At 72.8% G+C, this 26787-nt stretch carries 19 protein-coding genes; 12 read left to right on the forward strand and 7 right to left on the reverse strand.

All coding sequences use genetic code 11. The features are described from left to right. Positions 1-51 precede the first annotated feature (51 nt). The 3 genes from ACFVXC_RS24615 to ACFVXC_RS24625 are packed head-to-tail and all read right to left on the reverse strand — an operon-like array spanning position 52 to position 3643. On the reverse strand, positions 52-822 hold the full coding sequence (locus tag ACFVXC_RS24615; RefSeq protein ID WP_389908570.1) for a class I SAM-dependent methyltransferase: 771 nt from the start codon (positions 820-822) through the stop codon (positions 52-54). A gap of 50 nt (positions 823-872) precedes the next feature. Continuing rightward, positions 873-2036 (reverse strand): acyltransferase family protein, encoded by a 1164-nt coding sequence (locus tag ACFVXC_RS24620; RefSeq protein WP_389908573.1) that lies wholly within the window; start codon positions 2034-2036, stop codon positions 873-875. Then, on the reverse strand, positions 2033-3643 hold the full coding sequence (locus ACFVXC_RS24625; RefSeq protein WP_389908576.1) for a hypothetical protein: 1611 nt from the start codon (positions 3641-3643) through the stop codon (positions 2033-2035). The genes ACFVXC_RS24620 and ACFVXC_RS24625 overlap by 4 nt, the downstream gene beginning before the upstream one ends. 295 nt (positions 3644-3938) lie before the next feature. On the opposite strand from ACFVXC_RS24625, the gene ACFVXC_RS24630 reads away from it, so the two are divergent. Then, positions 3939-4946: a hypothetical protein gene (locus ACFVXC_RS24630; protein WP_389908578.1), complete on the forward strand. Its 1008-nt coding sequence runs from the start codon at positions 3939-3941 to the stop codon at positions 4944-4946. Then, positions 4943-7795 (forward strand): stealth conserved region 3 domain-containing protein, encoded by a 2853-nt coding sequence (locus tag ACFVXC_RS24635; protein ID WP_389908581.1) that lies wholly within the window; start codon positions 4943-4945, stop codon positions 7793-7795. Before ACFVXC_RS24630 ends, ACFVXC_RS24635 begins: the two co-directional genes overlap by 4 nt. Positions 7796-7816: 21 nt before the next feature. Here the strand turns inward: ACFVXC_RS24635 and ACFVXC_RS24640 are convergent, their stop codons facing one another. Then, positions 7817-9913 carry a CDP-glycerol glycerophosphotransferase family protein gene (locus tag ACFVXC_RS24640; protein ID WP_389908584.1) on the reverse strand — a complete coding sequence of 699 codons (2097 nt, stop codon included), beginning with the start codon at positions 9911-9913 and terminating at the stop codon, positions 7817-7819. A 197-nt stretch (positions 9914-10110) separates the two neighbouring features. Here ACFVXC_RS24640 and ACFVXC_RS24645 point away from each other — a divergent pair, with 197 nt between their 5' ends. The 7 genes from ACFVXC_RS24645 to ACFVXC_RS24675 all read left to right on the forward strand — a co-directional run bounded on the left by ACFVXC_RS24645 (position 10111) and on the right by ACFVXC_RS24675 (position 22047). Further along, positions 10111-13785 carry a CDP-glycerol glycerophosphotransferase family protein gene (locus ACFVXC_RS24645; protein ID WP_389908587.1) on the forward strand — a complete coding sequence of 1225 codons (3675 nt, stop codon included), beginning with the start codon at positions 10111-10113 and terminating at the stop codon, positions 13783-13785. Continuing rightward, positions 13782-15365 carry a hypothetical protein gene (locus ACFVXC_RS24650; RefSeq protein WP_389908590.1) on the forward strand — a complete coding sequence of 528 codons (1584 nt, stop codon included), beginning with the start codon at positions 13782-13784 and terminating at the stop codon, positions 15363-15365. Before ACFVXC_RS24645 ends, ACFVXC_RS24650 begins: the two co-directional genes overlap by 4 nt. A 108-nt stretch (positions 15366-15473) precedes the next feature. Next, positions 15474-17114: a glycosyltransferase family 2 protein gene (locus ACFVXC_RS24655; protein WP_389908593.1), complete on the forward strand. Its 1641-nt coding sequence runs from the start codon at positions 15474-15476 to the stop codon at positions 17112-17114. A 93-nt stretch (positions 17115-17207) separates the two neighbouring features. Further along, positions 17208-18167 carry a UDP-glucose 4-epimerase GalE gene (gene galE / locus ACFVXC_RS24660; protein ID WP_389908595.1) on the forward strand — a complete coding sequence of 320 codons (960 nt, stop codon included), beginning with the start codon at positions 17208-17210 and terminating at the stop codon, positions 18165-18167. A 180-nt stretch (positions 18168-18347) separates the two neighbouring features. Next, entirely contained in the window at positions 18348-19130 is a 783-nt protein-coding gene (locus ACFVXC_RS24665; RefSeq protein WP_389908597.1) for an ABC transporter ATP-binding protein, read from the forward strand. Continuing rightward, on the forward strand, positions 19130-21682 hold the full coding sequence (locus ACFVXC_RS24670) for an FtsX-like permease family protein (RefSeq protein ID WP_389908600.1): 2553 nt from the start codon (positions 19130-19132) through the stop codon (positions 21680-21682). Before ACFVXC_RS24665 ends, ACFVXC_RS24670 begins: the two co-directional genes overlap by 1 nt. A 197-nt stretch (positions 21683-21879) precedes the next feature. Continuing rightward, the gene (locus tag ACFVXC_RS24675) at positions 21880-22047 is read left to right on the forward strand and encodes a hypothetical protein (protein ID WP_389908602.1); all 168 of its coding nucleotides are present in this window, start codon (positions 21880-21882) and stop codon (positions 22045-22047) included. A gap of 20 nt (positions 22048-22067) precedes the next feature. On the opposite strand, the gene ACFVXC_RS24680 is transcribed toward ACFVXC_RS24675, so the two are convergent. Both ACFVXC_RS24680 and ACFVXC_RS24685 read right to left on the reverse strand, forming a co-directional pair. Next, positions 22068-22712: a response regulator gene (locus tag ACFVXC_RS24680; RefSeq protein ID WP_389908604.1), complete on the reverse strand. Its 645-nt coding sequence runs from the start codon at positions 22710-22712 to the stop codon at positions 22068-22070. After that, a complete protein-coding gene (locus ACFVXC_RS24685) occupies positions 22700-23878 on the reverse strand; it encodes a histidine kinase (protein WP_389908709.1) in 1179 nt (392 codons plus the stop codon). Before ACFVXC_RS24685 ends, ACFVXC_RS24680 begins: the two co-directional genes overlap by 13 nt. A 207-nt stretch (positions 23879-24085) precedes the next feature. Here ACFVXC_RS24685 and ACFVXC_RS24690 point away from each other — a divergent pair, with 207 nt between their 5' ends. After that, complete coding sequence (locus ACFVXC_RS24690) at positions 24086-24256, forward strand: hypothetical protein (protein WP_389908606.1); 171 nt, start codon at positions 24086-24088, stop codon at positions 24254-24256. A 4-nt stretch (positions 24257-24260) separates the two neighbouring features. Here ACFVXC_RS24690 and ACFVXC_RS24695 read toward each other — a convergent pair whose 3' ends face one another. Beyond that, on the reverse strand, positions 24261-24881 hold the full coding sequence (locus ACFVXC_RS24695) for a TetR/AcrR family transcriptional regulator (RefSeq protein WP_389908609.1): 621 nt from the start codon (positions 24879-24881) through the stop codon (positions 24261-24263). Positions 24882-25029: 148 nt separating this feature from the next. Between ACFVXC_RS24695 and ACFVXC_RS24700 the strand changes: the two genes are divergently transcribed. Together ACFVXC_RS24700 and ACFVXC_RS24705 are read left to right on the forward strand one after the other, a co-directional pair. Then, positions 25030-25962, forward strand: coding sequence for an ABC transporter permease (locus ACFVXC_RS24700; protein ID WP_389908612.1), 933 nt, complete (start codon positions 25030-25032; stop codon positions 25960-25962). Continuing rightward, a complete protein-coding gene (locus ACFVXC_RS24705; protein ID WP_389908614.1) occupies positions 25955-26782 on the forward strand; it encodes an ABC transporter ATP-binding protein in 828 nt (275 codons plus the stop codon). Before ACFVXC_RS24700 ends, ACFVXC_RS24705 begins: the two co-directional genes overlap by 8 nt. Positions 26783-26787 lie beyond the last annotated feature (5 nt).

Consider the following 26787-nt stretch of genomic DNA (forward strand, 5'->3'; position numbering starts at 1 on the left):
GCGGACAGTACGCCCAACTCATCCTTCATGTCACATTTCGTCAACATAGGTTCATGTGGCGTCACTTGGTGCCGAAACGGACTGCGATGGCTGTACGGGCCGCTCCGGCTGCTCGTCCACCGAGCGCGGCGCCACCACCGTCTTCGGTCTGCCGCAGTGCGCGCGCCCCTCGATGGGCTCGGGCAGCGGTACGCCGTCGACCCCGCCGATCCTGTTCGCCCACCACGTGGTCGTGGACCGCACGAAGGCCATGGTGAGACTCGGGTAGTTCTCGGGCCGCTGGAAGACGCCCACGGAGTCGCCCCAGTAGGCGTGCTTGGCGTCGATGCTTCCGTAGGCGTGGCGGATGCCCTTCATGGGCGGGAAGTCCGTGTAGGCCTCGCGGAGTTCGAGCCTGCTGTACGCGGCCATGGCGCGGAACCCGTCGGGGTAGTAGCGCCAGCAGTCCTGCGCGTCGTGCACATGGCCGCGCGAGGGCGCCGTCACGAAGGCGACGCCCCGCGGCTTCAGGACGCGGGCGATCTCCAGCATCGTCGCCCAGAAGAAGGGGATGTGCTCGAACGCCTGCCCGGAGATGACGAAGTCGGCGCTGCGGGACTTCACGGGGATCCGGTACGGCTTCGTCATCACGGCGTCGACGTTGCGGCCGTCGAGCACGTCGACGCCCACGAACTCCGTGTCGCGCCCTTCGAGCAGGGCCTTGTGGGTGCGGGTCTGCCCGTCGGAGACCCGGGCGCCGAGATCGACCACCCGGTGGCGCCTCCCCGTGGGCATGTACCGCTCCACACAGAGTTCCATCTGTTCGTACGCGGACTGGTGCACGTCTCCTCCTACATCGGCCTCAACGGGGATCTTCTCTGCAATACCCGCGTTTAGCGCGTACCGACACAGCGGCGCCAGCTGCCCGGGGTGCGCCGGGCGCACCACTTCCGCGCCGGTTCCTCGACGTACGTGAACATCGCCCAGGACAGCGCGACCACGGTGACCGCGACGCCCAGGAGCGTGAAGACCGCGGAGTTCTCCGGCTGCGGGCGGCCCCAGGTGTCGAGGATCAGGCGGTTGACGGTCTGGTGCAGCAGATAGAAGGCGTACGACCAGAGCCCGAGCAGCACCATCGGGCGCGAGCAGAGCCAGCCGCGGCGCCCTGTCAGCTCGCGCTGGACGTAGGCGGCGATGAAGAGGACGGCGAAGAGCGCGGCGAACGGCCGCAGGGTCCACAGGAGTTGCGCGGCCACCTGCGGGCCGAACCAGGTCGTGCGGTGGCAGTACAGGACGGCGTACGCGGCGAGGCAGCCGAGCAGCACGGGCGGGTCGAGCCGGAAGCGGTACCCCCGGCGCAGGGCGAGCGCGCAGGCCATCCCGACGCCGAACTCGGGGAGGCGGCTCACCGGGTTGCGCATGATCCACTCGCTGGCGAAGGGCGAGAGGTGGACGGCCGTCCACCATTTGACCAGCCACATGGCGACGAGTCCGCCGCCCGCGATCAGGGCGAGGGTGCGGGTGCGCAGGCGCAGGGCGCCGCGGATCGCGAACGGGAAGAGCAGGTAGAAGAAGGCCTCGACGCTGAGTGTCCAGGCGACGCCGTTGCCGGGGAGCGTCGGCACGACACCGGGGAACCAGGTCTGCGCGAGGAAGAGCGAGGCGACGAAGCTGAAGTCGTCCGTCGGCACACCGCCCCAGAGGTAGAAGACCCAGACGCAGGGGATGGTCGCGACCAGGTGGGCGGGGAGGATGCGACCCGCCCTGCGCCAGTAGAAGAGGCGGGCGAGGGTGCCGGGGCGGTGCCCCCAGGTGAGCAGGAAGCCGGAGAGCACGAAGAAGAACCCCACGCCGTTCGCACCGAGCGTCGAGTACGGGAAGAGCAGCGGCGCGTGGGCCACGCCGCCCTGCGCGCTGAGCCCGGTGAAGTGGTGCACGAACACCGCGAAGGCGGCGATGAAGCGCATCCCGGTGAGGGAGTCGACCCGGGGTGCGGGCTCGGTGGCGGTGGGGAGCCCGGGGAGCGGGCGGGTCTGGCGCGGGAGAGCTGTCGTCATGCGGGGGACCCCTCTCCGGCGCGCAGGACCGGACCGCATCCCGCCGGGCGCATCCGGGCGACCATGTCGTCCAGGGCCGGGCGCACGCGTTCGCGCAGCGCGGCGATCCGGGCCGGGTCCTTCACCGCGTCGGCCCGGACGAAGTCGCCGCCGTCGCCCTCGATGTAGAGGGGGACGTAGCCCGCGGCTGCCAGGACGGGCGGGGTCAGGCCCGATCTGCGGGTCCAGGCGGCGTGTACGTGGAGCAGTTCGGGGCGCACCGCGTTCAGTACGTAGTCGCGCAGGGCGGCCTTGTCGGCGGCGGCGTACGCGTCGGCGACACGGCGGTCGGTCAGGCCCGCGACGTCCACGACGCGCAGCCGCGAGGTGAGCAGGGTGCCGCCCAGGTCGGGCAGGGCGACGGTGGCGTCGCGCAGGCCGAGATGACGGGCGTACGCGTTGAAGGTCTCGCCGTAGCGCTCGGCCACGAAGCACATGGACAGGGTCGGGCGGTGGACGAACTTGCGGTCCTGCGCGGCCTGTCCGGTGACCGAGAGCAGCAGGGATCCCGCGAGGGCGCAGCCGAGGAGGACGCGGGCACGAGGGTGCTCCGCCTGCCAGACGGCGACCGCGGCCAGGGCGAGCGCCATCGCGGCGAGCACCCACACCGGGGTCGCGAAGCGGTACAGCTTCATCCAGTCGCGGCCGAGCACGCCGTACGCGAGGAGGGTCAGGGCGAGGGGGACGAGCAGCGCCGTGAGGGCGCCGCGCGCCGGTCCTCCGCGGGCGAGCGCGATGCCGGCGCAGGCCGCGCCGATCAGGGCGAGCACCCAGCCGCCGTAGGTCAGCAGCTCGCCCACGGAGGACAGTTGGGCGAGCTGCGGGACCTGCTGGGACTTGGCGACCGCCGTGTTGGGGACCCAGAGCCCGAAGGCCGCGTGGCGCCACAGGAGGAAGGCCGCGTACGGCGACGCGAACGTGCCGCAGCTCAGGGCCACGGCCCGCGCGCCCCGCGCGACGCCGTCCCGGCGCAGGAACAGCAGCACGGTCAGCGGGTGGGCCGCCGCGAGTACCGCGCCGTCGGGACGGGTCAGCGCGGCGAGCAGCGCGAGGGCGCCCGCGCTCACGGCGACGGCGGGCCGCAGCAGGGTGTCGCGCACGGCGGCCCTGACGAGCAGCGCCCCGGTCGCCGCGGCGGTCAGGGCGTACAGCGGGTTCTCAAGTCCCGAGAAGGACCAGGCCACGTACGACAGGTTGGCGGCCAGGACGCCACCGGCAAGGAGCGTCACCGCCCAGGCCCGCCCCGGAAACACGGCCCGCGCCGCCGCGGCCACGCAGGCGAGCACGCCCGCCGTGCAGAGCAGCGCGAGGGCCTTGGGGTAGAGCACCAGGTCGCTGACCCCCAGGAGCGCGCCGTGGTCGAAGAGGCCGAGCCTGCGGCCGATGACGAGCAGGGCCAGCCAGGAGGGGTTGGAGTATCCCTCGACGGGGTCGGCGCCCGGCTGCTGCACGGGGCCCAGGCCCTCGTCGATGCTGCGGGCGTAGGCGAAGGTGATGGCCGCGTCGTCGACGATCCACTGGCCCAGCGAGCTCGCGCGCCAGGTGACCAGGAGGGTCGTGAGCGCCACGGCCGCGGGGTCGGCCCAGCGGCGGCACAGGGCGAGCGCGCGCGGCCCGGGAGCCGAAGAGGGGGCTTCGGCCCGTGGTGCGGATTCCGGTGGTGCGGATGGTTCCTTACGGCGCTGGAACTGCGCGGGAGAAATAACCATTAAGGGGCATAACACCACAACTCGCCCTCGGTTACGCCCACGTCCGCCAGCCGGGTGACCCGTACGCGGCCTCGCCCCGTACCGGAGCGAACAACGGGCACATCGGAGCGGACTACGGGCAAAGTGGCCCAATGCACCACATTGGGTTCACGCCATGACCCCGGCTCCGCCGCCCGCCGTGCGGCGGCTCCTCGCCACCGCGAGGACCACGCGCTTTCGCGCGGAACGCGCCGCGGCGGGCCGGGTCGGTGGCCGGTCCGGGGGCGGGGCGCAGGGGCTCCTCGCGCCCGTGCATCTGTCGATCCGGGACAGCCGTACGCTCAACCTCGCCGTCGCCGTCCGCCCCGACGAGCAGGTGGAGCGGGCCCGGCTGGTCCTCTCGCGCGGCCACCGCCGGTTCCGCGTCCCGCTCGCCTTCGAGCAGCACGCCCACGGGGGGCTGCTGCTCGCCGGTACCGCCACGTTGCGCGACGTACGCGACGCCCTCGTCGCGGCGAAGACCCCGGCCGGCCCACGTCTGGGCGAAGGCGTCTGGCGGCTCACGGTCGTCACCGCCGACGCCCGCGGACGCGAACTGCGGCGCGGCATCGGCATCGACGGGGACGGGGACGGGGACACCGAACTGCCGCCCACGCCCACCCTTCCGCACGCCCCCGACCCCCGCACCGGCACGCTCATCCGCGTCGTCCGGTGCCGCAGCGGGCGCGCGGTGCTGCAAGTGACCCGGTCCAAGCCTCGCGCGCAGCTCCTGCGATTCGTGCCCGGCGGCGACGGCATCACCGTGCACGGGCGGCTCGTCATGACGGGCGACCGGCGGCGGTGGCGGGCGAAGGCCGTGCGGCGGCGGGACGGCGTCACCGTGCCCGTGGGAGCGGTGTGGGACGGCGCCGAGTTCAGCTTCCGGCTGCCCCTCGGGGAGATGGCAGCGGCGAGCCCGGGCCAGTGGGTGTGGGACTTCCACGTGGAGGCGGAGAGCCGCGCCGCCGCCCCGCTCCCCCTCGGACGATGGCTCTCCGACGTGCGCGACCCCTCGGCCGCCTGCCCCACCCCCTTCCGTGTCTTCGCCCTGCCGGGCGGCGCCCTGGTCCGCGCCCACGCCCACTTCACCAAGTCCGGCGCCTTCGCCCTGACGTGCTGGGACATCTCGAAGGAGACCTCATGAAGATCACGTACCTCCTCGGCTGGGGCGACGAGATGGGCGGCACCGAGCTGGCCACCTACACCCAGGCCCAGCACCTCGCGGACCGGCACGACGTCGAGGTCATCTCCGTCTTCAGGACCCGCCCCGAGCCCTTCTTCCCCGAGGCCCGCAGCCTCCCCGTCCGCTATCTCGTCGACCGCACGGCGACCCCCGAGCGCCCGGTGCGTGCCTCGCGCCTCGACGAGGCCGCCTGCCGCACCCTGGCCGCGCTGCCCAGCGAACTGATCAAGCCTTCCTGGGAGCCGGCCTTCGACCGGCTCTCCGACGTCGAGATGGCCGCCGCCCTGACCACCCTGGACACCGACGTCCTGGTCACCACGACGCCCGCCCTGATGGCCGCCGCCGTCGGGCTCGTCCCGGCCGGTGTCGTCACCGTGCACCAGGAACACCGCCCGACCCAGCGCCGCGGCCCCTCCGGCGAACCCCTGCTCCTGCACGCGCCGCGCCTGGACGCCCTGGTCACCCTCACCGAGCGCACCCGCGACTGGATCGCGGAGTCCCTCGGCGCCACCGCCCCCGAGCTCGCGGTCATCCCGAACGCCGTGCCCGACGGCTTCCGGCCCCGCGCCGACGGCGAGAGCAAGGTCATCGTCATGGCCGCGCGGCTCACCGGCGAGAAGCGCGTCGACCACGCCGTGCGGGCCTTCGCCGAGATCGCCGACGCCTATCCGGACTGGACCCTGCGCGTCTTCGGCGGCGGCCACCGCGAGCAGCAACTGCGCCGCCTGGTCGACGGCTTCGGCCTGCAGGACCGCGTCGAACTCCTCGGACCCTGCCAGGACATGGCCGCCGAGTGGGCCAAGGCGGGGCTCACCCTGATGACCGCCGGGCACAACGAAGCCTTCCCGCTCGTGCTGCTCGAAGCGCTCGCCGCGGGTGTGCCCGTCGTCGCGTACGACGTCCTGACCGGGCCCGCCGAGATCGTCAGGCACCGCGTCGACGGGCTGCTCGTACCGCCCGGCGAGGTCCACGAACTGGCCGCCGCCATGAGCGAGTTGATGGGCGATCCCGAGACCCGCCGAAGCTACGCCCACGCCGCCCGCGAAGGCGTCTACGCCCGCTTCTCCGCCACCGACGTCACCGCGCGCTGGCAGGAGCTGTACTCGCGGCTCGTGGCCCGGCGCGACGCCCCCGAGCGGCTCGACGACCGCGCGGACCGGGTGGCGCTCGGTGTCGCGTCCGGCGGATGCGGCTTCCGCCCGACCACGCCGTACACCCTGGACGCCGCGCCCGGCGCCGAGGAGCGGGCCCGCGAGGACGAGATCATCGCCGCCGACACCAGCGGCATCCTCATCCGCTCGGTGGGCCGTCTCGCCGAGCGCCGTGACGACGTCCTCGCGCCCGACATGACCGACTGGAACCTCGAACTCACCGCCACCGCACTGGAGTCCGAGGACATTCCCTACGTCCTCGTCCGCACCTCGGGCACCACGCACACCCTCGCCGTGGCCGACGACGAACGCGACGGCGCGCTCAAGGCGCTCGCCGAGTCCCTGCACGGTCAGCCCGTGTACGCCGAGCTGGTCCATCCACGGGACGCCGCACCCGGAGTCGTGCTCGCCGAGCGCCTCGACGGCATCGGCGAGGTCGCGGGCGTCAAGATCTTCAAGCCGGTGACCACGACGACGCTCTCCCTGCGGCACGGTGCCGGACAGTCCTGCACGGTGGCGTTCTGGCCACGGGCCGCCGACGACGCGACCGACGGGGCCGGCCCAGCCGACGGAAGCGACGCCCGGCGCGCGCCCTTCGGCAGCACCCTCGCCGGGTCCCGGCTGCCCTCCCTCTCCCCCACCGCCACCCTGCGCGTCGCGGACCGCTCGTACCCGACCCTCGACGTCTTCTCCCAACTCCTCATCAGCGATATCGACTTCCCCATCGACGCCGTCTACACCTGGGTCGACGACTCCGACCCCCAGTGGCGCGCCCGCCGCGACGAGGCCCTCGGCGTCCCCGGCGACGAATCGTCGCCGGACCACGGCACCGTCCGCTTCCGCAACCGCGACGAGCTGCGCTACTCACTGCGCTCCCTGGCGGCGAACGCGCCCTGGATCCGGCACATCTACCTCGTCACGGCGGGCCAGACCCCGTCCTGGCTGAACGAGGCCCACCCGCGCATCACGGTCATCGACCACCGCGACCTGTTCGCCGACCCGGACGACACGCTCCCCACCTTCAACTCCCACTCCATCGAGAGCCAACTGCACCGCGTCGAGGGCCTGTCGGAGCACTTCCTCTACCTCAACGACGACATGTTCCTCGGCCGCCCCACCACCCCGGAGACCTTCTTCCTCAGCTCGGGCACATCGCGCTTCTTCTGGTCGTCGGCGTCCGTGCCCGCGCTGCCCGTCTCACCGGACGACGAGGGCTATCTGGCAGCGGCGAAGAACAACCGGGCCCTGCTCGAGCGGGAGTTCGGCAGGACGACGACGCACAGCTTCTTCCACGCGCCCTACGCCCTGCACCGCAGTGTCCTCGCGGAGCTCACCGAGCGCTTCCCGGACGAGCTCGGCGCCACCGCGCGCAGCCGCTTCCGCTCGAACAGTGACCTGGCCCTGGTGTCGTCCCTGCACCACCACTACGCCTACCTCACGGGACGCGCGGTACCGGCGGGCATCTCCTACGACTTCGTCGACATCGGAAGGCGCGCCGACCACGCACGCCTCGGCCAGCTGCTCCAGGGCCGCAACAAGACGGCCTTCTGCATCGGTGAGTCCCCGGACAGCGAGCTCGCCGACGAGGAGATGGCCCTTGCCATGCGCTCGTTCCTCGCGGCGTACTTCCCGGTGCGCTCGCCCTACGAGCGGGGCTGACCGGCCACGAGCGGGGCTGGCCTACTGCGACAGGAACAGCCGCCGGACCACGCGTTCGGCGGCGCCCCCGTCGTCGTACGGGCAGAACCGCGCCCGGAACGCCTTGCGCAGCCGCGCCGCCTCCGCCGTGTCCCACTCGCCGGCGCGGAAGAGCCCGGCGAGCTCGTCCTCGGTGGTGGCCACGGCCCCCGGCGTCTCGCCCGCGCGCCCCGACAGGAGGTCGAAGTAGGTGCCGCGGGCGAGGCGGTAGGCCTGCCAGTCGGGGGCGTACGTCACGATCGGGCGGTCCAGGCAGGCGTAGTCGAACATCAGCGACGAGTAGTCCGTGACGAGGGCGTCGGCGGCCAGGCAGAGGTCCTCCACGCGCGCGTGCCCGGTGACGTCGACGAGCTGCGGGTGGTGGCGCAGGCCCGCGTCGGCGCCGTAGAAGTAGTGGGCGCGCACGAGCACGACGTACGAGGGGCCGAGCGAGCCCACGAAGCGCTCCAGGTCGATGCGGGGCAGGAAGCCCTTCTGGTAGTCGCGGTGGGTGGGCGCGTAGAGCAGTACGGTGCGGCCGTCCGCGATCCCCAACTCCTCGCGGATCTTTCGGACTTCAGCGTCGCCCGCCGTGAAGTAGACGTCGTTGCGGGGATAGCCCGCCTCCAGGGCCTGGTACGCCGTCGAGGGGTAGACCCGCTCCCAGACCTCCGTGGAGTGCGGGTTCGCGGAGAGGCTGAGGTCCCACTGGTCGGTGTGGTCGAGGACCTTCTGGAAGCTGATGCCGTGCGTGCCCGCGGGGTAGCGGCGCTGGTCGAGGCCCATCTTCTTGAGCGGGGTTCCGTGGTGGGTCTGGAGGTAGACCTGGCCGGGGCGCTTGGTGAATCCGCCGGGGAAGCTGGAGTTGTTGATCAGGTACGTCGCTCTCGCCATCGCCTGCCAGTAGCGCCGCGAGCCCTCGACGACGTACTCGACCCCGGCGGGCACGCGGTGCTTGTGCCGGGACGAGACCACCCACACGCCCTTGATGTGCGGGGCGAGTTCGCGGGCCTTGGCGTGGATGGCGGCGGGGTTGCAGGAGATCCCGCGGTTCCAGTAGGCGCCGTAGACCGCGAGGTGGGGGTCGAGGGGGCGGCGCAGGTCGGTGCGGTAGGCCAGGCGCATGGCGCGGGCGCGGAGCTTCTTCTTCTGCTCCTTGAGCTTCCGGGTGACGCCCTTCCTGCGGGAGCGGCTCTTGCGCTGCGCTTCGTAGGCGGCGTACGAGGCGGTGGCGAGGGCCTTCTCCCCCGGTGTGGCCGCCGCCTCGACCGGCCCGTACGTCCGGTAGAGGCGGGCCGCCCCGCGGAAGAAGTCACGCCGGTCGCGCGGCGCGACGCGCCCGGCGTCGTCGAGTACCGCGAGCAGATGCGCCGCCGCGTGCGGGGCGAGCCGGGCGCGGTCGGCCGGGTCGGCGGCGGCGAGCAGTTCCTCGTACCGCCCGATGACGGCGAAGTGCGCCCGGCCCGGTGACGTCGCGAAGCTGCCGCCGCGCCGCTCGCGCCAGCGGACGCACGCCTTGTCGAGGACGGCGGCGCGTCCGCCCGCGGCCAGGGTCGCGCGCCGCACCGGCACCACGTCCTCGTACGCCCCGTCGCTGAACGTCAGTCGTCGCTCCTGCCAGAAGTCACGCCGGAAAACGCGGTTCCAGGCGGCGACGGTCACGGCCAGGGGGTCTCCCGTCAGGTCGTCGCCGCCCGCGCGCACGTTCTCCCACCAGTCGACGCGGTCGTGGCCGAAGAGCAGGACGTCCGGGGCCCCGGCCGCGTCGGGGGCCATGCCGAGAGCCTCGTCGATCGCCTCCAGGGCGCCCGGCAGGAGCAGGTCGTCGCCGTCGAGGAAGAGGAGGTAGTCGCCGGTGGCACGGTCCGCGCCGATGTTGCGGGCGGGGCCCGCGCCCGCGTGCGCCGGGATGCGCACGAGTCGCACGCGCGGGTCGCGCTCCGCGGACTCCGCGGCGATCGCGGCGGACGCGTCCGGCGACGCGTCGTCCACGACGATCAGCTCCAGATCGCGGTGGCTCTGGGCGAGCACGGAGTCCAGGCACTCCCGCAGATAGCCCTGGACGCGATGGGCGGGGACGACGACCGAGAAGCGCGACATGAACACCGAAGGTAGTCAACCGAACACGTCCTGTCGAAGACCTCGCCTCACTCATTGGGGTGAAGGAAGGCAAAGAAATTGACGAGAAGGGGCAAATGAGATGAATACGCCCGTATTCCCATGATTGCCCCCCACGCCACTCCCATGCCGCTCCCCTGCCACTGCCGTGCCCGGGAGCGTACGAAAGGCCGGTCGCCGTGCAGCCCCGTCTCAGCGTCGTCGTGCCCATCTACAACGTCGAAGAGTTCCTGGAAGAGTGCCTGGAGTCGATCGCCGGGCAGACCATGGCCGACCTGGAGGCCGTGCTCGTCGACGACGGCTCGACGGACGGCAGTCCGCGGATCGCACGTGAGTTCGCTGCGAAGGATCCACGGTTCGTCTATGTGCGCCAGCCGAACGCGGGGCTCAGCGCCGCCCGCAACACCGGGGTGCGGCACGCCACCCCGACCGCCGAGTACCTGACGTTCGTCGACAGCGACGACGTCGTGCCGCACGACGCGTACGCGCGGATGACCGCGAGCCTCGACTCGACGGGATCCGACTTCGCGAGCGGCAACGTCTGGCGCCTGAACGAACGCGGACGCCAGCAGGCCTGGCAGTACAAATGGCTGACCGAGCCGCGCTCGCGCACCCACATCAGCCGTGACCTGGAGCTGCTCGCCGACCGCGTCGCCTGGAACAAGGTCTTCCGCCGCGCCTTCTGGGACCGGCACGGCTTCACCTTCCCCGAGGGCAAGCTCTACGAGGACACGCCCGTCATGATCCCCGCGCACTTCCTCGCGGGCTCCGTGGACGTGCTCAGCGACCACGTCTACTACTGGCGGGTGCGCGAGGGCTCGATCACCCGGCGGCGCACGGACGTCAAGGGCGTGCGCGACCGGATCGCGGCGTGCGCGCACGTCAGCGCGTTCCTCGCCGAGCACGCGCCCGAGATGCGGGGGACGTACGACACCTCCTGCCTGCGCGACGACTTCGTGTACTTCCTCCAGGGTCTGCCGATGGGCGGGCCCGAGTACCGCGCGACCTTCATGAAGGGCGCGTCGGCGTTCCTGCGCCGCGCCGATCCGGAGGTGATCACGGGGCTCCCGGTGTCCTTGCGCGTGAAATGGCATCTCGTACGCGAAGGACGCACCGCCGATCTGATCGACCTCCTCACCTTCGAGCAGCGCAACGGGAGCGCCTTCCAGATCCGGGGGGCGGTGCGCCGCAGTGCCGCCTACCCGCGCGCGTCGGGCGGCCACATCCGGGTGCCGCAGGAGCTTGCCCGCATCGGGCGGGGCGAGCTGCCGGTCATCGCACGGGTGCGGGAGGCCGGCTGGGGTGCGGACGGGCTGCTTCGGATCAGCGGATACGCGTACGTGCGCAACCTGGAGGCGACGCGTCCCGGGCACTCCGTCAAGGCGGCCGTCCTCAAGTCGGCCCACAGCAGGGCCCGGTTGAGGAAGGTCGCCACCCGGACGGTCGCCGCCCCGCAGGCCACCGAGAACTCCCGGCAGCAGCTGCACTGCTACGACCTCTCCGGGTTCGAGCTGACCATCGACCCCGAGCAGCTGAAGACGGGCGGCAGGTGGCGGCCCGGCAACTGGCTGCTCGGCGTGGTCGTCGCGGGCCACGGTTCGGTGCGGCGGGCCGCGGTCCGCCCCCTGGACGGGTCGTCCGCCCAGTCCGTCCTGCGCGAACTGGGCGACGGGCTCCGCCTGGTCCTCGGCTACAGCAAGGGCCGCCTGGTGCTGAAGATCCAGGACTACGTGGCCCGGGTCGACGCCCATCACCAGGACGGCGACGAGATGGTCCTCAGCGGCCATCTGCCGAGCCATCTGCGCCCGACGGCCCTGCGCCTGACGCACAAGCACTCGTCTGCGGAGTTCGACTACCCCGTGGCGCTCTCGGGCGACGACCGCTTCGACGTGCGCGTGCGCCTCGCGGACCTGGAGGACATCGCACCGACCCCGCACCTGGCCCCCAAGGAGGTCGAGCCCCCGCACGGCGACCGCTGGCAGGCCAACCTGGTCCTGCCCGACGGCAAGCTCAAGTCCCTCGCCGCGGCCCTCGACCTGCCGCCGGGACGCTACGCCTCGCGCGCGAACGGCCGCGAGCTGTGCGCGTCGGCCAACGACCAGGGACAGCTCGTCGTCGAACTGACCCGGCAGCCGATCGCCGACCGGGTGGTGTGGAGCGAGGACGGCACGCTGACGATCGAGGGCACGGTGTCCGACGCGAACTGGGACACGGCGGAACTGGTGCTCCGGCACAGCGGCAGGGACGAGGAACTGACGGTCCCGGTGGAGCGCGCCGCGGGTCGCTTCCGGGGGGTGGTGGCGCCGGGGGGCGGGGTGCTGCGGGAGGGGCGGTGGTACGCGTTCCTGCGGGAGGTAGGAGGGGTGGGAGGGGTGCGAGGCGGGGGGCCGCGTGGAGGGAGTGCGGCCGGGGGCGAGGTCTTGGGTGCGGGCGGTGGCACGGCTGCGGGCGGTGGCGCGGCTGCGGGTGCGGGCGAGGTCTCGGGGGCGAGTGCGGGTGGTGGCGCGGGAAGGCCCGGCGTCGCGCGGGCCCACGCGTTGTCGGCCCCGCCCGCCGCGGGCGACCCGCACCGTGCCCACTCCGAGGACGGCATGCCCGTGCGGCTGCTCGCCTCCGTGTCCGCCGCCTTCCCGCTCCACCAGACCGTGGACGGGCGGGAGTTCACCGTCGACCGGCGGTTCGGCGACCGGCTGCTCCTGGAGTCCGGGTCCGTGCTCGCGCGGGGCGAGCGCGGGGCCTACCGTCGGCATCGGCTGCGCACCGCGCACTATCCGAGCCGGCGCGCCCAGCCCCTGCGGGACGCGGTGCTCTACTTCGACGGGGACTCCCCGCGCGCGGTCCACGAGGAGCTGGTGCGGCGCGGCGCGCAGGTCGAGCACCTGTGGGTGACGCAGGACCAGCAGACGCGGGTCCCCGCGGGGGCGAAGGGCGTGGAGGAGCACAGCGCCGCCTGGTACGAGGCGCTCGCCCGCTGCCGCCGCATCGTCACCGCCGGGCATCTGCCCGACTTCTTCGAGAGGCGGGACGGGCAGACCGTCGTACAGACCTGGAACGGCGCGCCCCTCAAACGCATCGGCACCGATCTCACCGACACCCTCTACGCCGACCACGGCCACCTCGACGTCCTGCCGAGGCTCTCCCGGCAGTGGGACGTGCTCGTGTCGCCGAACCGATTCTCAACTCCGCATCTGGGGCGTGCGCTTGCCTACGATGGCGAGGTCATGGAGGCGGGCTCCCCCCGCAACGACATCCTCTTCTCCGAGGACCGCGCCAAGGTCGCCGAGCGCGTGCGCCGCGATCTCGGCATCGACCCCGGCAAACGGATCGTCCTGTACGCGCCGACCTACCGGGACCACCTCGCCTACTCCCCCGGCCGCTTCCGCTACGAACCCGCGCTCGACTTCGCCGCCGCGCAGGACGTGCTCGGCGACGACCACGTCCTCCTCGTACGCAAGCACCCGCTGACGGCGGGCCGCCTGCCCGGGGCCCACGCACCCTTCGTACGCGATGTGTCGTCCCACCCCCGCGCCGCCGAACTCCTCCTGGTCTCGGACGTGTTGGTGACGGACTACTCGTCCCTCATGTTCGACTTCGCGCACACCGGCCGCCCGATGCTCTTCCACGCCTACGACCTGGAGCACTACCGCGACACGGTCCGCGGCTTCTACCTCGACTTCGAGACGCGGGCACCGGGCCCGCTGCTCGCCTCCACCGGCGAGGTGGTCGAGGCCCTTCGCGACCTCGACTCCCTCACGGCCCGGCACGCGGACGCGTACGCGGCGTTCCGCGAGGCCTACTGCGACCTGGACGACGGGCAGGCGTCGGCGCGGGTCGCGGAGAGGCTCATGCGATGACCATGGCCACGCGGGGGACCGCGCTCCGCACACGGCGCCAGGTCCACGGCTCGACGGCCCTGCACGGGCGCGCGCGGTGGCGGCCGAGCCCGTACCTCGTGTTCGGCGGCCTCTTCTGGATCGTCATGTCCCTCGCCTTCTGGCGGGTGCCGATGTGCTGCGACTTCGGGCAGCACGCGGCGGTGATCGAGCGGCTCAAGGCCGACCTCCTGCACCCGCGCCACCCGATGGCGGACCTGCCGGGCGCGGGCAGCCCGTACTACTCGCCGTACGCGGTGGCGCAGGGCGTCTTCGCACGGGCGACGGGGCTCGCGGGCTGGGAGGTCGTGAAGCTCGCGGGGCCGCTGAACCTCCTTGTGCTGCTCACGGGCCTCGGCCGGTTCGTGCGGGTCCTGACGCCACGTCAGTGGGCGCCTGTTCTCGCCCTGTTCGCCATGGTCGTGCTCTGGGGCACCCGGATGGCGTGGTGGAGCGGCTACCTCGGCCTGATGTCGATGACGGGGAACCTCGGGTATCCGTCGACGTTCGCGATCGGCCTGGCGTTCTGGGCGTGGGGCCTGGCGGGGTCGCTCGCGCGCTCGCCCCGGAGCGGCTGGGCGTACGCGGGTCTCGGCGCGCTGTGCGGGGTGATCCTGCTCGTCCACCCGATCTCGTCCGTGGCGGCGGTGATCGGGGTGGTCGCGTTCGCCGCGTCGGCCCGTCGCCCCCTGCTCCCCTCCGCGCTGTGGAAGTGGGCGGTGACCGCCGTGACGGCGGCGGTGACCGCGGCGAGCTGGCCCTACTACTCCGTGTTCTCCCTCGTCGGCGACGAGAGCGTCGACTGGATCCACCGCCAGCTCTACACCGAGCTGCCGGGGAGGTTCTGGCTCGCGCTGCTCGGCCTCCCGGCCCTCGCCCTGAGGTTCCGCAAGAACCGCCGCGACCCCCTGGTCCTGATGTTCGCCCTGGACTGCGCGGTCGTCGCGTACGGCTGGCTGAGCGGTCACTACACCTACGGCCGCATCCTGGGCCTGACCCTCGTCCCGCTCCAGTTCGCCCTCGCGATCGAACTGGCGGCGCCACGGCCCTGGCGCCGGTGGCGCACGGCCCTCGGGGTCGTCGCGGCCACCGGAGCGGCCATCGGCTTCTTCACGCTCCAGGCGGGGGCGGTCGTGCCGCGCGCCCTGGACCCGGTGGGCTTCGACCAGCCGCCGCGCTGGCCCGGCTACGGCTGGGCGGTGAGCCGGCTGCACGAGGGCGACGTCGTCCTCACCGACGGCTACTACCCCACCCGCTCCCTGCCCGCGTACGGCGCCAACCTCGTCGCCCCCGCCTGGCCGGACCCGTCACTGGCCGAGGACACGCGCAACCGCCGCCTCCAGGAGGTGCGGGAGTACCTCTCCCCCGACTCGACCCGCGCCGAGCGCACACGGACGGTCCGCCGCAACCACGTGCGCTGGCTGCTGCTCTCGCCCGACCAGAAGGTGCCCGAGGAGGCGGTGGTGGTGGCGTGGGGGCCGCGGACGGGGGAAGTGCTCGCGCGGGTGAGTGCCGGAAAGAGCACGGCCGAGCACAAGAGTGAGCAGAGAAAGACCCCCTAACCCCACCAACCCCACCAACCACACCAACCCCACTAATCTCGCCAGTCTCGCCAATCCTCACTAACCCCCCTAATCGGATAATTACCAGCAACCTCTAAAATTTCCCCCGTGGACCCCTCTCTGTCTCTCCAGCCCCCGTCGCCTCAGGTCTGCGTCGTCGTGATCGGCTACAACGACGCCGCGCACCTCGCGGACGCGGTGCGCTCGGCGCTCGCCCAGGGCCGCGCCGTCCGCGAGGTGATCGCCGTCGACGACTGCTCGACGGACGACAGCGGCGTGCTGCTCGCGGCGCTCGCGCAGGAGGATCCGCGCGTCAAGCCCATCCGCCGCGCCGTCAACAGCGGCGGCTGCGGCACTCCCCGCAACGACGGGATCGAGGCCACGACGTCCGCGTACGTGATGTTCCTCGACAGCGACGACATCCTGCCGCCCGGCGCGGTGGACGCCCTCCTCAAGGCCGCGGCGCGGCACGACGCCGAGGTGGTCACCGGCCTCTGCGTACGCCGTGAGCTGCCCTCCGGACGCGAGACGCCCTGGCAGCCCATGCTCTACAAGAAAGCCCGCCTCATCGCCCGCCCCGAGCTGCGCACCCGCCTGGTCCACGACACGCTCTGCGTCAACAAGCTCTACCGCACCGATTTCCTGCGGGGGCACGCGCTCCGCTTCCCCGAGGGCCACTTCACGTACGAGGACTTCGTCTTCACGGCCCGCGTCCTCGCGGCGGGCCCGCGCATCGCGCTGATCACGGACCACGTCTACGTATGGAACGTGCGCCGCACGGCGGCCAAACTGTCTATCTCCCTCGACCGCTCCGGCATCGGCAACTGGCGGGCCCGCATGGAGGCCCACCGCCAGTCGGTCGACATCCTGCGCGAGGCACGGAGCCCGACGGGCACGGCGGGCAAACGGCTCGCGCGGGCCTCCCGGGCGAAGTTCATCGACCACAGCCTGCGGATGTACGCGCGTGAGCTCACCGCCCGCGGCCCCGAGTACCGCCAGGAGTGGTGGACGGCCACGCGCGCGTACCTCGCCACCTTCGACACGGCCGACCTCGACGCGGCGCCCGCACCCGGCAGGGTCATCGCCCGCGTGATCCTGGCCTCCCCCGAGCCGCGCGACCTGCCCCGCCTCCAGGAGGTGGCGGCCCGCCCCGCGCGCCTCTCGCCCCCGTACGCGCGATCGCCCGACGGCACCACCCCCCTCTGGTCCCCCGACCTCCCCCAGGTCACCCTGGAACACCTCCTCGTCCGCCCCATCCGCCTCCTGCCCCTCGCGGTGGACGCCGAACTGCGCCCCCGCGCGCACGGCAGCCGCCTGACGCTGCGGCTGCACGAGCTGTACGGGCGGGTGGCCGAAGCGGGCCCGACCACGGTCGACGTGGAGCTCGCACCGAGGAACGGCGAGGGCCCGACGCTGCGCCGCACGGCGGCGTTCAACCCCTCCGAGGACGGTGACACCTGGCTGACGGACGTCGTCCTCGACCTGGGCTCGCTCGGCGGCGGCGTCTGGGACCTGCGGCTGCGCCTCCACTTCGGCGACGGTACGGCGCGCGAGACGACGGCGCGGGCGGTCGCGGGCCCGGGTCTGCTGCGGCGCACGGCGCTGCCCTCGCGCCGGGGTCTCCTCCTCGCCCAGCCGTACGCGACACAGGCCGGGAACCTCGCGGTGCGGCTCGCGCCGGGGATGCGGGGCGTGGCGGGGGTGGCGCGCAGGCGCCTGGCGCGGTGGACGGGCGGCGGCGGACGCTGACACGGCCCGTATACGGAGCTCTGCGAGACTGCACGACGAACACCGACGGCGGACACGCCACCACACCACACGACACGGGAAGGCTCACTGACGATGACCTGGCTGATCACCGGCGGGGCCGGCTACATCGGGGCTCACGTGGTCCACGCCATGACGGAGGCGGGCGAGCGGACCGTGGTCTACGACGACCTGTCCACGGGCATCGCCGAGCGCGTCCCCGACGGCGTACCGCTGGTGACGGGATCGACGCTGGACGCGGACCTGCTGTCCCGCACCCTGACCGAGCACGCCGTCACCGGTGTCGTGCACCTGGCCGGGAAGAAGCAGGTGGGCGAGTCGGTGGAGATGCCGCTGCACTACTACCACGAGAACGTGGAGGGCCTGCGGGTCCTGCTGTCGGCGGTGACCGAGGCCGGTGTCGCCTCCTTCGTCTTCTCCTCCTCGGCGGCGGTGTACGGCATGCCCGACGTGGACCTGGTGACGGAGGAGACCCCCTGCCTCCCGATGAGCCCGTACGGCGAGACGAAGCTGGCGGGCGAGTGGCTGGTCCGCGCCACCGGCCGGGCGCACGGCCTCTCGACGGCGTCCCTGCGGTACTTCAATGTGGCGGGCGCGGCCGGCCCGGACCTGGCCGACACGGGCGTCTTCAACCTGATCCCGATGACCTTCGAGAAGCTCACGGACGGCGAGGCCCCGCGCGTCTTCGGCGCGGACTACCCGACGCCGGACGGTACGTGCGTACGCGACTACATCCACGTGGCCGACCTCGCGGAGGCTCACGTGGCGACGGCCCGCAAGCTGGCCACGGCGCCGCGCGGCACCGACCTGACGCTCAACATCGGCCGCGGCGAGGGCGTCTCGGTCCTGGAGATGGCCACCCTGATCAACGAGGTCACGGGCTACGACCGCGCACCCACCGTGGCCCCCCGCCGCCCCGGCGACCCGCCCCGCGTCGTGGCATCGGCGGACCGCATCGCGACGGAACTGGGCTGGACGGCCACCCGGAACGTACACGAGATGGTGACATCGGCATGGGCAGCCTGGCGGGGGTAACCCTCGGTTGGTTGCAGAAAAATCCCGTCCCAGCCTCCCCCGCACCGGCGTTTCGTGGGACTTTCCCGCAATCCCTGGTGGACCCAGGTACACCATCGCTGCGGGAGCTTGCTCTCTCGTTCCGGTCGTTCGCGCTGGCTAGCGTTTGTGGTGGCAGTGGTGGTCGACGGGGGGAGCTCAGTGGTGTTCAGGCGGCAACGGGTCGTGGCGGGAAGCCTGGGAGGTGGGGCTCCGGGCGGGGCCGAGGCGCTCGGCCTCGACGGGGTGACGCGGACCTACCGGCGCGGTGGGCCCGCCGCACTCGCGCCCCTGCGGCTCACGCTCCCCCGCGGCAGGTTCCTCGCCGTGATGGGGCCCTCCGGATCCGGCAAGTCCACGCTGCTGCAGTGCGCGGCCGGGCTCGACCGGCCGAGCGCCGGGACCGTACGCATCGGGGGCGTGGACATCGGTTCCCTCAAGGAGGCCGCGCTCACGCGGCTGCGGCGCGAACGCGTCGGCTTCGTCTTCCAGGCGCACAACCTCGTGCCCTCGCTCAGCGTCGCCGAGAACGTAGCCCTGCCGCTGCTCCTGGGCGGCGAGCCCGACAACGGCCGCGTCGCGCTCGGCCTCGCCGAGGTCGGGCTCGGCGACCGCGGGGACGACCGCCCGACCGAACTCTCCGGCGGCCAGCAGCAGCGCGTGGCCATCGCCCGCGCCCTCGTCACCAGACCGGAAGTCGTCTTCGCCGACGAACCCACCGGCGCCCTCGACCCCGTCACCGCGCACGGCGTGCTCGCGCTGCTGCGTCAGTCCGTCGACCAGGACGGCCACACCGTGGTGATGGTGACCCACGACCCGGCGGCCGCGGCCTGGGCGGACGAGGCGCTCTTCCTCGCCGACGGCCACGTCGCCACCCGGCTCCTGAAGCCGGACAGCGACCAAGTGCACGACATCATGCGGAACTTGAAGGGGGCGGCAGCGTGATGGCGTCGGCACCGAACGTCACCCGGCTTCTCGCCTCACGCGCCGCCCGCACGCACCGCAAGGCCTGGGCGGCGGTCTTCGCCGCGCTGGCCCTGACCTCTCTCCTCCTCGGCTCCTTCGGCCTCGCGCTCGCCTCGGCCGGACTCGGGCACGCGCGCGTGGAGCGCTACGCGGGGGCCGACCTCGTCGTCACCGGCGACCAGAACACCCGCTTCACGGCGAAGCCTTGGGGCAGCGACCCGGAGACGGCGACAGCGGGCCTGACCGAACGCGTACGGGTCCCACGGGCAGCCCTTGAGGCCGTGCGCGACGTCTCCGGGGTCCGTTCGGCCATCGCCGACGAGGTCTTTCAGGTGGGCGTGGCGGGCGGCGTGCGCGAGGCCGCCGGAGGGCCGTGGAGCGCTGCCCGGCTGGCTCCCCATGTCCTACGGGACGGGGGCGGACCCGAGCGCGCCCGCGAGGTCGTCGTGGGCGAGGGGACGGCCCGTGTCGGCGACCGGATCACCGTCCGCGCGTCCGGCACCGACGCGACGTACAAGGTGACAGGGGTGGCCGAAGGCCCGCGCGCCGCCGTCTACTTCACCTCGGCCGAGGCCCGCCGCCTGGCCGGTCACCCCGGGTCGGTGGCGGCGATAGGCGTCACGGCGGAGCCCGGCACCAGCACATCCGCCCTTCACGCGCGCGTGCGGCGCGCTCTGGACACCGCGGGCCTGGGGAGCGTGGGTCACCGGGCGGACGGGGACGGCGCCGGGCTGCGCGTCCTGACCGGGGACGGGCGCGGCGGCGCCGAGTTCCTCCAGGCCGCCCCGGCCCGCGCGGGCATGCTCGCGCTGCTCGGCTCCGTGGCAGGCACCGTCGTACTCATCGCGCTGCTCGTCGTGTCGTCGACGATCGTGCAGGCGCTGCAGCAACGCTCGCGCGAGCTGGGCCTGTTGCGGGCGGTCGGCGCCACGCCCCGGCAGCTGCGGGGTGCGGTGGGCCGGGAGGTCGGCCGGGTCGCCACGGTGGCGGCGCTGGTGGGAGCGGTCGCCGCGATCCCCGCCTTCCTCGGTCTCCGTACGCTCATCGACGCCCGCGGCGCACTGCCGCCCGGGATGGAACTCCCGTTGCCCCCTTGGCTGTTGCCCGCCCCGCTCGTCACCGCGGGCCTGACGCTTCTCGTCGCCCGCCTGGCCGCGCTGATCGCGTGTGCGAGGACGGCGAAGGTGCGTCCCGCTGAGGCCCTGCGCGAGGCGGCGCCCGGCACGGCGCGCAGGGTCACCGGCCTGGTACTGCTGTGCCTCGGCGTGAGCTCGGCGGGCACCGCCACGCTCCAGAGCGGGGAGGCCGCGGCGGCGGCCGCCGGTGCGGCGACGGTGGTGCTCGCCATCGGCTGCGCGCTGCTCGGCCCGTGGATCGCCGAGGGCGCGATGCGGGTGCTCGGGTCGCCGATGCGCAGGATCGGCGGTGCGGCAGGACACCTCGCGGCGGCCAACTGCACCGCGTCGGCACGGCGGTTGGGGGCGGCGATCACGCCGATCATTCTGGTGACGGCGTTCATCCTGGTCCAGCTCTCGGCGGGCGCGACGGTGACGCACGCGGCGGGCACGCAGGCGCGGGACGCGGCGCGGGCGGACTTCGCGGTGAGCGCGGAGGGCGGCGGTCTGCCCGCGGGCACGCTGGAGCGGGTCCGGAAGGTGCCAGGGGTGGTGGCCGCGACCGGCGTCACGCGGAGCACGGTGGTCCTGGCCCGCAGGGAGACGGGCTCGCCCCGCCTCGACCGCCTGCCGGTGCTCGGCGTCACGCCCGGCGGCCTGGCCCGGACCCTCGACCCCGCAGTACGGGACGGCGACATCGGCGGGCTGCGCCCCGGCACGGTGGCGGTGGGCCGGGATCAGGCGCGCTCCTTGGACGCACGGCCCGGCTCGACGGTGACGGTGCGGTTCGGGGACGGGGTCGAGGCGCGGCTCAGGGTGGTGGCGACGTATGAGCGCGAGCTGGCGCTCGGCGGCTTCCTCTTCTCCCAGGAACAGTTGCTGCGCCATGTGTCCTCGCCGGGGTCGGCGGACCGGATCCTGGTCGCTACGGACGGCAGCGGCGCCGGTGCCTCGGCCCTGCGGGCTGCCGCACCCGGGGCGCGGGTCTCACCGGACCCCGCGCCGGAGCGGCTGGAACCGGAGGACCGGGCGCTGGGTGAGGTGGTGACCGTGGCGGCGGTCGGTGCGATCGGCGGCTTCACCGTCATCGCCGTCCTCAGCACGCTCTGCCTCATCACCATCGGGCGGCGGCCCGAGCTCTCGCTCCTGCGACTGGCCGGGGCCGGACGGAGTCAACTGCGCCGCATGCTGCGCCTCGAAGCGGCGGCCTCCGCGGTGACGGGGCTGGCCGTGGGCGGGGTGGTGGGCCTGGTCCCGCTGCTCGCCTTCAGCGTGGCGATGGTCCGCACGGTGCCGCACGTGGCGGCGACGCAGGCGGGGCTGATAGCTCTGGTGGTCACGGCGACGACCGCCGCGGGGACGCTGACGCCGGCCCGACGGGTGCTGCGGGGCCGCTACCCCTCGCAGGGGCGTTGACCGTACGTACGGCCCCGCCGCTCCGCGGCGGATGTCCCCCACGCATCCGCCCGATGCCCCGCGTCCTCACCTGACCGAACAAGCCTTCCCGCCCACCCATCCGATTGCCCCGGGTCGCCGGGCAGCAGAGGTCGCCCGGCGGGCGGACCTCGACCCCGCACACGAGCGGGCCCCGCGGGACCGGCACACTTGGCCCCATGAAGATCATGCTCTGGCTCGTGCTCGCCATCGCCCTCGTCGTGAACGTCTCGTCCAGCTTCGTCATCGACGACAACACACGGCAGGCCCTGGTCAGCGTAGTGACCGGCGTGGTCGCCCTCGCCTGCGGCGTGACCCTGTTCGTCAAGCGGGACAAGCGGCCTTGACCCACACCGCGAGCTGAGCCCTACCCCCTGTTCAAGTAAGCCAGCACGGCCAGCACCCGCCGGTGCCCACTGTCGCTCGGCGGCAGCCCCAGCTTCGCGAACACATTGCCGATGTGCTTGCTCACCGCGCGGTCCGACACCACGAGCGCCGACGCGATCGTCCCGTTGTCCCGCCCTTCCGCCATCAGCTGAAGCACCTCCCGCTCCCGGGGCGTCAGCGAGTCCAGCGGGTCGTCGCGGCGCCGGGTGAGCAGTTCCGTGACGACCTCCGGGTCGAGCGCGGTGCCACCCCCGGCCACCCGCTCCAACGCGTCCAGGAATGCGTCGACCCGCCCCACCCGGTCCTTGAGCAGATAGCCGACGCCACTCGCGCCCCCGCCCAGCAACTCGGCGGCGTACGTCTCCTCGACGTACTGCGAGAGCACCAGCACCGGAAGGCCGGGAATCCGCTCCCGGGCCGAGAGCGCGGCCCGCAGCCCCTCGTCCCGGAACCCGGGCGGCATCCGTACGTCCAGGACAGCGACGTCCGGCCGGTGCTCCAGGAGCGCCGGAAGGACCTCGGGCCCGCTCGCCGCCACCGCCACCACCTCGTGCCCGGCGGAGGACAGCAACAGCACCATCCCCTCCCGCAGCAGGGCATTGTCCTCGGCGATCACCACGCGCACGGCAGCTCCACTTCGATCACGGTCGGCCCCCCGACGGGGCTCGCCACTTCCACGGTCCCGTCGAGCGCGGCGACCCTGCGCCGCATCCCGAGCAGTCCGGTGCCGCCCGCGTCGTCGGCCCCGCCCCGCCCCTCGTCACGTACCGAGATCCTCAACACTCCACCCGCCCGGAGAAGTTCCACGGAGGCCCGCTCCGAGCCACTGTGCTTGGCGGCGTTCGTGAGTGCCTCCGCGACGACGAAGTACGCGGCGGCCTCCACCGCGGCCGGGGCTCGCGCGGCATCCCCCGGCAGATCTTCCACCCCCTCCGCGCGCACGGCCACATCGAGCCCGCTGCTCGCGGCGAGCGCCCGTACCGCCCCCACCAGACCCCGGTCCGTCAGGATCGGCGGATGGATGCCGCGTACGACGTGCCGCAGCTCGGTCAGGGCCTCCTCGGCCTGGTCCTGCACATCGGCGAGCAGCTTCCGCGCCGCGTCGGGGTCCTTGTCGAACGCGCGCCTCGCGAGGCCCACCCGCATCGACATCGAGACGAGCCGCGCCTGCGTACCGTCGTGCAAGTCCCGTTCGATGCGGCGCAGTTCGGCGCCGTGCGCGGCGACGGCGCCGGCCCGTGTGACGGTCAGTTCCTCGACCCGCTCGGAGAGCCGCGCGGCCCGCTCGGCCTCCGGCGACGCCTTGAGCAGCGCCCCCGACCAAGCGGCCTCCAGGTCGGCGATACGCGCCACGAGCGGCAGCACCACGGCGCGGCGGCCGAGCAGCCCGCACCACACCCCGTCGACCAGCATCCCGACGATGAACAGCGGCAGGGAGACGTACAGCAGCAGCCAGCCGTAGAAGAAGTGCAGGCCGAGCCAGCGCAGATCGCGGTACGTCGCCGGGTCCGTGACCCCGGCGCGCACCCGCCGGGTGAGCGGGCCGGTCAGCGGCACGTACGCCTCGGGGATCTCCGTGCCCGTCCAGACGGCGACCCGGCGCCGCTTGAAGCCGGCCATCCGCCGCAGCATCAGGACCGTCTCGGGCATGATGCCCGCGCCGACGACGAGGAGCGTGGTGACGAGGGTGAGCAGGATGACCCCGATGAAGAGGTACGACGCGAGGGACAGGAGCGCCGCCGCGCCCAGCTGTTCCAGGGCCCGTTCCGTCCGCCGCAGTGTCTCCCGCATGCCTCGCATGTCCCGCATGGTCATGGGTCATGAGGCTATGCGACCCCGCTCGCACACGCGGGCGAGGCCGCTCCCCCGGGGATGGTGTAGCGCGCTACACCTCCGGTCCGGGAGAGGACACCATGGTCACGCCGCCCCCGACCGGGGAGAGTTGATCACACGGCGGGACACGACCCGCGCCCCACCACCGACTTGAAAGGCCCCGCCATGAAGGCCCTGCTCTGGCTCGTCCTCGCGATCGCCCTGGTCGCCAACGTCTCCACCAGCTTCGCCTTCGACGGGGTGCAGCAGATCCTGATCAGTGTCTGCACCGGCGTCGCCACGCTCGGCTCGGGCACGGCCCTGTTCCTGATGCGGGAGAGGCGTCCCCGGGCCTGAGGGGTCACAGCGCCCGGAGCGCCGCCGCCGTAGCCGTCGCGAGACTGCCCAGGTACCCCTTGGGCAGCTCGGCCCGCACCACCACGGAGCGCCAGTAGAGCGGCCCCGACACCAGGTCGAGGGCCAGATCCTCGTCGACCCCGTCCCGCACCTCGCCGCGCGCCACGGCCGCCCGCACGATGCCGTTCGCCACCCCGTGCTGCCCCTCCCGCAGGGCCTTCTGCATGGCCTCCGCGATCTCCGGGTTGCGTGCCGCCTCCGCCTGCAGATCCGGGATCACCTGCGAGGCCACCGGGTGCCGCAGGGCGCGCGACGTCACCTCGTACAGCAGCCGCAGATCGCCCTCCAGGGAGCCGCTGTCCGGCATCGGCAGACCCTGGACCGCTATCGCGGACACCAGGTCGAGCACGAGATGCAGCTTGGAGCGCCAGCGCCGGTAGACGGCGGTCTTGCCGACGCCCGCGCGGCGCGCGATGCCCTCGATGGACATGCGCGCGTACCCGACCGCCGCCAGCTCCTCGAAGACGGCGGCCCTGATGGCCTCGGTCACGTCCTCGCGGAGCACCGCGGCCCCGGCGGGGGCTCTGCGGCGCGACTGTTCATCTCCTGGCCTGCTCGTCGTCATACGGACAGCATAGAACGTGACGACGATACGGTTGCGTTCCGACGTCGAACGGCTCTACTCTCGACGTGGCGACGATACGGTCCCGTCCCGACGTACGGACGCCAGTACGCACCGCATGCCCCATGGCTCCCGAGTGAAAGCAGCGGACGTGAGTCAGGTCCTCGACGCTCCATCCAGCACCGCGGCCGGCGCCCCCGGTCCCAGCGGGCCCGCTCCCGACCCCGCCGAGCTCGCCGCCCTGCACGGCCTGACCGTCAGCGGCGCCCGCCCCACGCTCCCGGCGTACGTCCGGCAGCTGTGGCAGCGACGCCACTTCATCACCGCCTTCGCGACCGCCAAGCTCACCGCCCAGTACAGCCAGGCGAAGCTCGGCCAGGTCTGGCAGGTGATGACGCCGCTCCTGAACGCGGCGGTCTACTACTTCATCTTCGGCATGCTGATGAACACCAAGCGCGACGTCCCGGACTACGTCCCGTTCCTGGTCACCGGCGTCTTCATCTTCACCTTCACGCAGAGCTCGGTGATGGCGGGCACCCGCGCCATCGCCGGCAGCCTCGGCCTGGTCCGCGCCCTGCACTTCCCGCGGGCCGCGCTGCCGATCTCGTACTGCCTGCAACAGCTCCAGCAGCTGCTCTTCTCCATGTGCGCGCTCGTCGTGATCCTGCTCTGCTTCGGCGTACCGCCGACCCCGTCCTGGCTCCTGGTGCTGCCGGTCCTGACCCTGCAGTTCACGTTCAACATGGGCCTGGCCCTCGTGATGGCCCGCCTGGGCAGCAGGACGCCGGACATCGCCCAGCTGATGCCGTTCGTGCTTCGTACGTGGATGTACGTGTCCGGCGTGATGTGGAGCATCGACGCCGTCCTCAAGGACCGGCACCTGCCGCACGTCCTCCAGGTCCTCCTGGAGAGCAATCCGGCCGCCGTCTACATCGACCTGATGCGGTTCGCGCTGATCGACAGCTTCCACGCGGACCAGCTCCCGCACCACGTCTGGGCGTGGGCGCTCGGCTGGGCGCTGCTCGCCGGAGTCGGCGGGTTCATCTACTTCTGGAAGGCAGAGGAGACGTACGGCCGTGGCTGAGAAGACAGCGACACTCACGAAGACAGATCCCCCCACCAACGGCCCCGCCCCCACCGTCATCGCCGACGAGGTCGACATCGTCTACCGGGTGCACGGCGCGGGATCCTCCTCCGGCCGGGGCAGTGCGACCGCCGCCCTCGGCCGCATCCTGAGGCGTGGCAAGGGCGGCGAGGAGTCCGGCGTGCGCAAGGTGCACGCCGTCAGGAAGGTCTCCTTCACCGCCCACAAGGGCGAGGCCATCGGCCTGATCGGCACGAACGGCTCGGGCAAGTCGACCCTCCTGAAGGCGGTCGCCGGGCTCCTGCCCGTCGAGCACGGCCGCATCTTCACCGACGGCCAGCCCTCCCTCCTCGGCGTGAACGCGGCCCTGATGAACGACCTGACCGGCGAGCGCAACGTCCGCCTCGGCGGCCTGGCGATGGGCATGACCCGCGAGCAGGTCCAGGAGCGCTACCAGGACATCGTCGACTTCTCCGGCATCAACGAGAAGGGCGACTTCATCACGCTCCCCATGCGTACGTACTCCTCCGGCATGGCGGCCCGCCTGCGCTTCTCCATCGGCTCCGCCAAGGACCACGACGTACTCCTCATCGACGAGGCCCTGGCGACCGGCGACCGCTCCTTCCAGAAGCGTTCGGAGGCCCGCATCCGCGAGCTGCGCAAGCGCGCGGGCACGGTCTTCCTGGTCAGCCACAACAACAAGTCGATCCGCGACACCTGCGAGCGCGTGCTCTGGCTGGAGCACGGCGAGCTGCGCATGGACGGCCCCACGGAGGACGTCCTGAAGGAGTACGAGCGCTTCACGGGCGGCAAGAAGTAGCGGCC

Source organism: Streptomyces sp. NPDC058257, from assembly GCF_042881845.1.
GTDB lineage: Bacteria > Actinomycetota > Actinomycetes > Streptomycetales > Streptomycetaceae > Streptomyces.

What these genes read in the sequence shown, in the direction of transcription:
- ACFVXC_RS24620 (WP_389908573.1), bottom strand. Translation starts at nt 2,036, where the DNA reads ATGACGACAGCTCTCCCGCGCCAGACCCGCCCGCTCCCCGGGCTCCCC.
- ACFVXC_RS24630 (WP_389908578.1), top strand. Translation starts at nt 3,939, where the DNA reads ATGACCCCGGCTCCGCCGCCCGCCGTGCGGCGGCTCCTCGCCACCGCG.
- ACFVXC_RS24635 (WP_389908581.1), top strand. Translation starts at nt 4,943, where the DNA reads ATGAAGATCACGTACCTCCTCGGCTGGGGCGACGAGATGGGCGGCACC.
- ACFVXC_RS24640 (WP_389908584.1), bottom strand. Translation starts at nt 9,913, where the DNA reads ATGTCGCGCTTCTCGGTCGTCGTCCCCGCCCATCGCGTCCAGGGCTAT.
- ACFVXC_RS24650 (WP_389908590.1), top strand. Translation starts at nt 13,782, where the DNA reads ATGACCATGGCCACGCGGGGGACCGCGCTCCGCACACGGCGCCAGGTC.
- galE (WP_389908595.1), top strand. Translation starts at nt 17,208, where the DNA reads ATGACCTGGCTGATCACCGGCGGGGCCGGCTACATCGGGGCTCACGTG.
- ACFVXC_RS24670 (WP_389908600.1), top strand. Translation starts at nt 19,130, where the DNA reads ATGGCGTCGGCACCGAACGTCACCCGGCTTCTCGCCTCACGCGCCGCC.
- ACFVXC_RS24675 (WP_389908602.1), top strand. Translation starts at nt 21,880, where the DNA reads ATGAAGATCATGCTCTGGCTCGTGCTCGCCATCGCCCTCGTCGTGAAC.
- ACFVXC_RS24685 (WP_389908709.1), bottom strand. Translation starts at nt 23,878, where the DNA reads ATGCGGGAGACACTGCGGCGGACGGAACGGGCCCTGGAACAGCTGGGC.
- ACFVXC_RS24690 (WP_389908606.1), top strand. Translation starts at nt 24,086, where the DNA reads ATGAAGGCCCTGCTCTGGCTCGTCCTCGCGATCGCCCTGGTCGCCAAC.
- ACFVXC_RS24695 (WP_389908609.1), bottom strand. Translation starts at nt 24,881, where the DNA reads ATGACGACGAGCAGGCCAGGAGATGAACAGTCGCGCCGCAGAGCCCCC.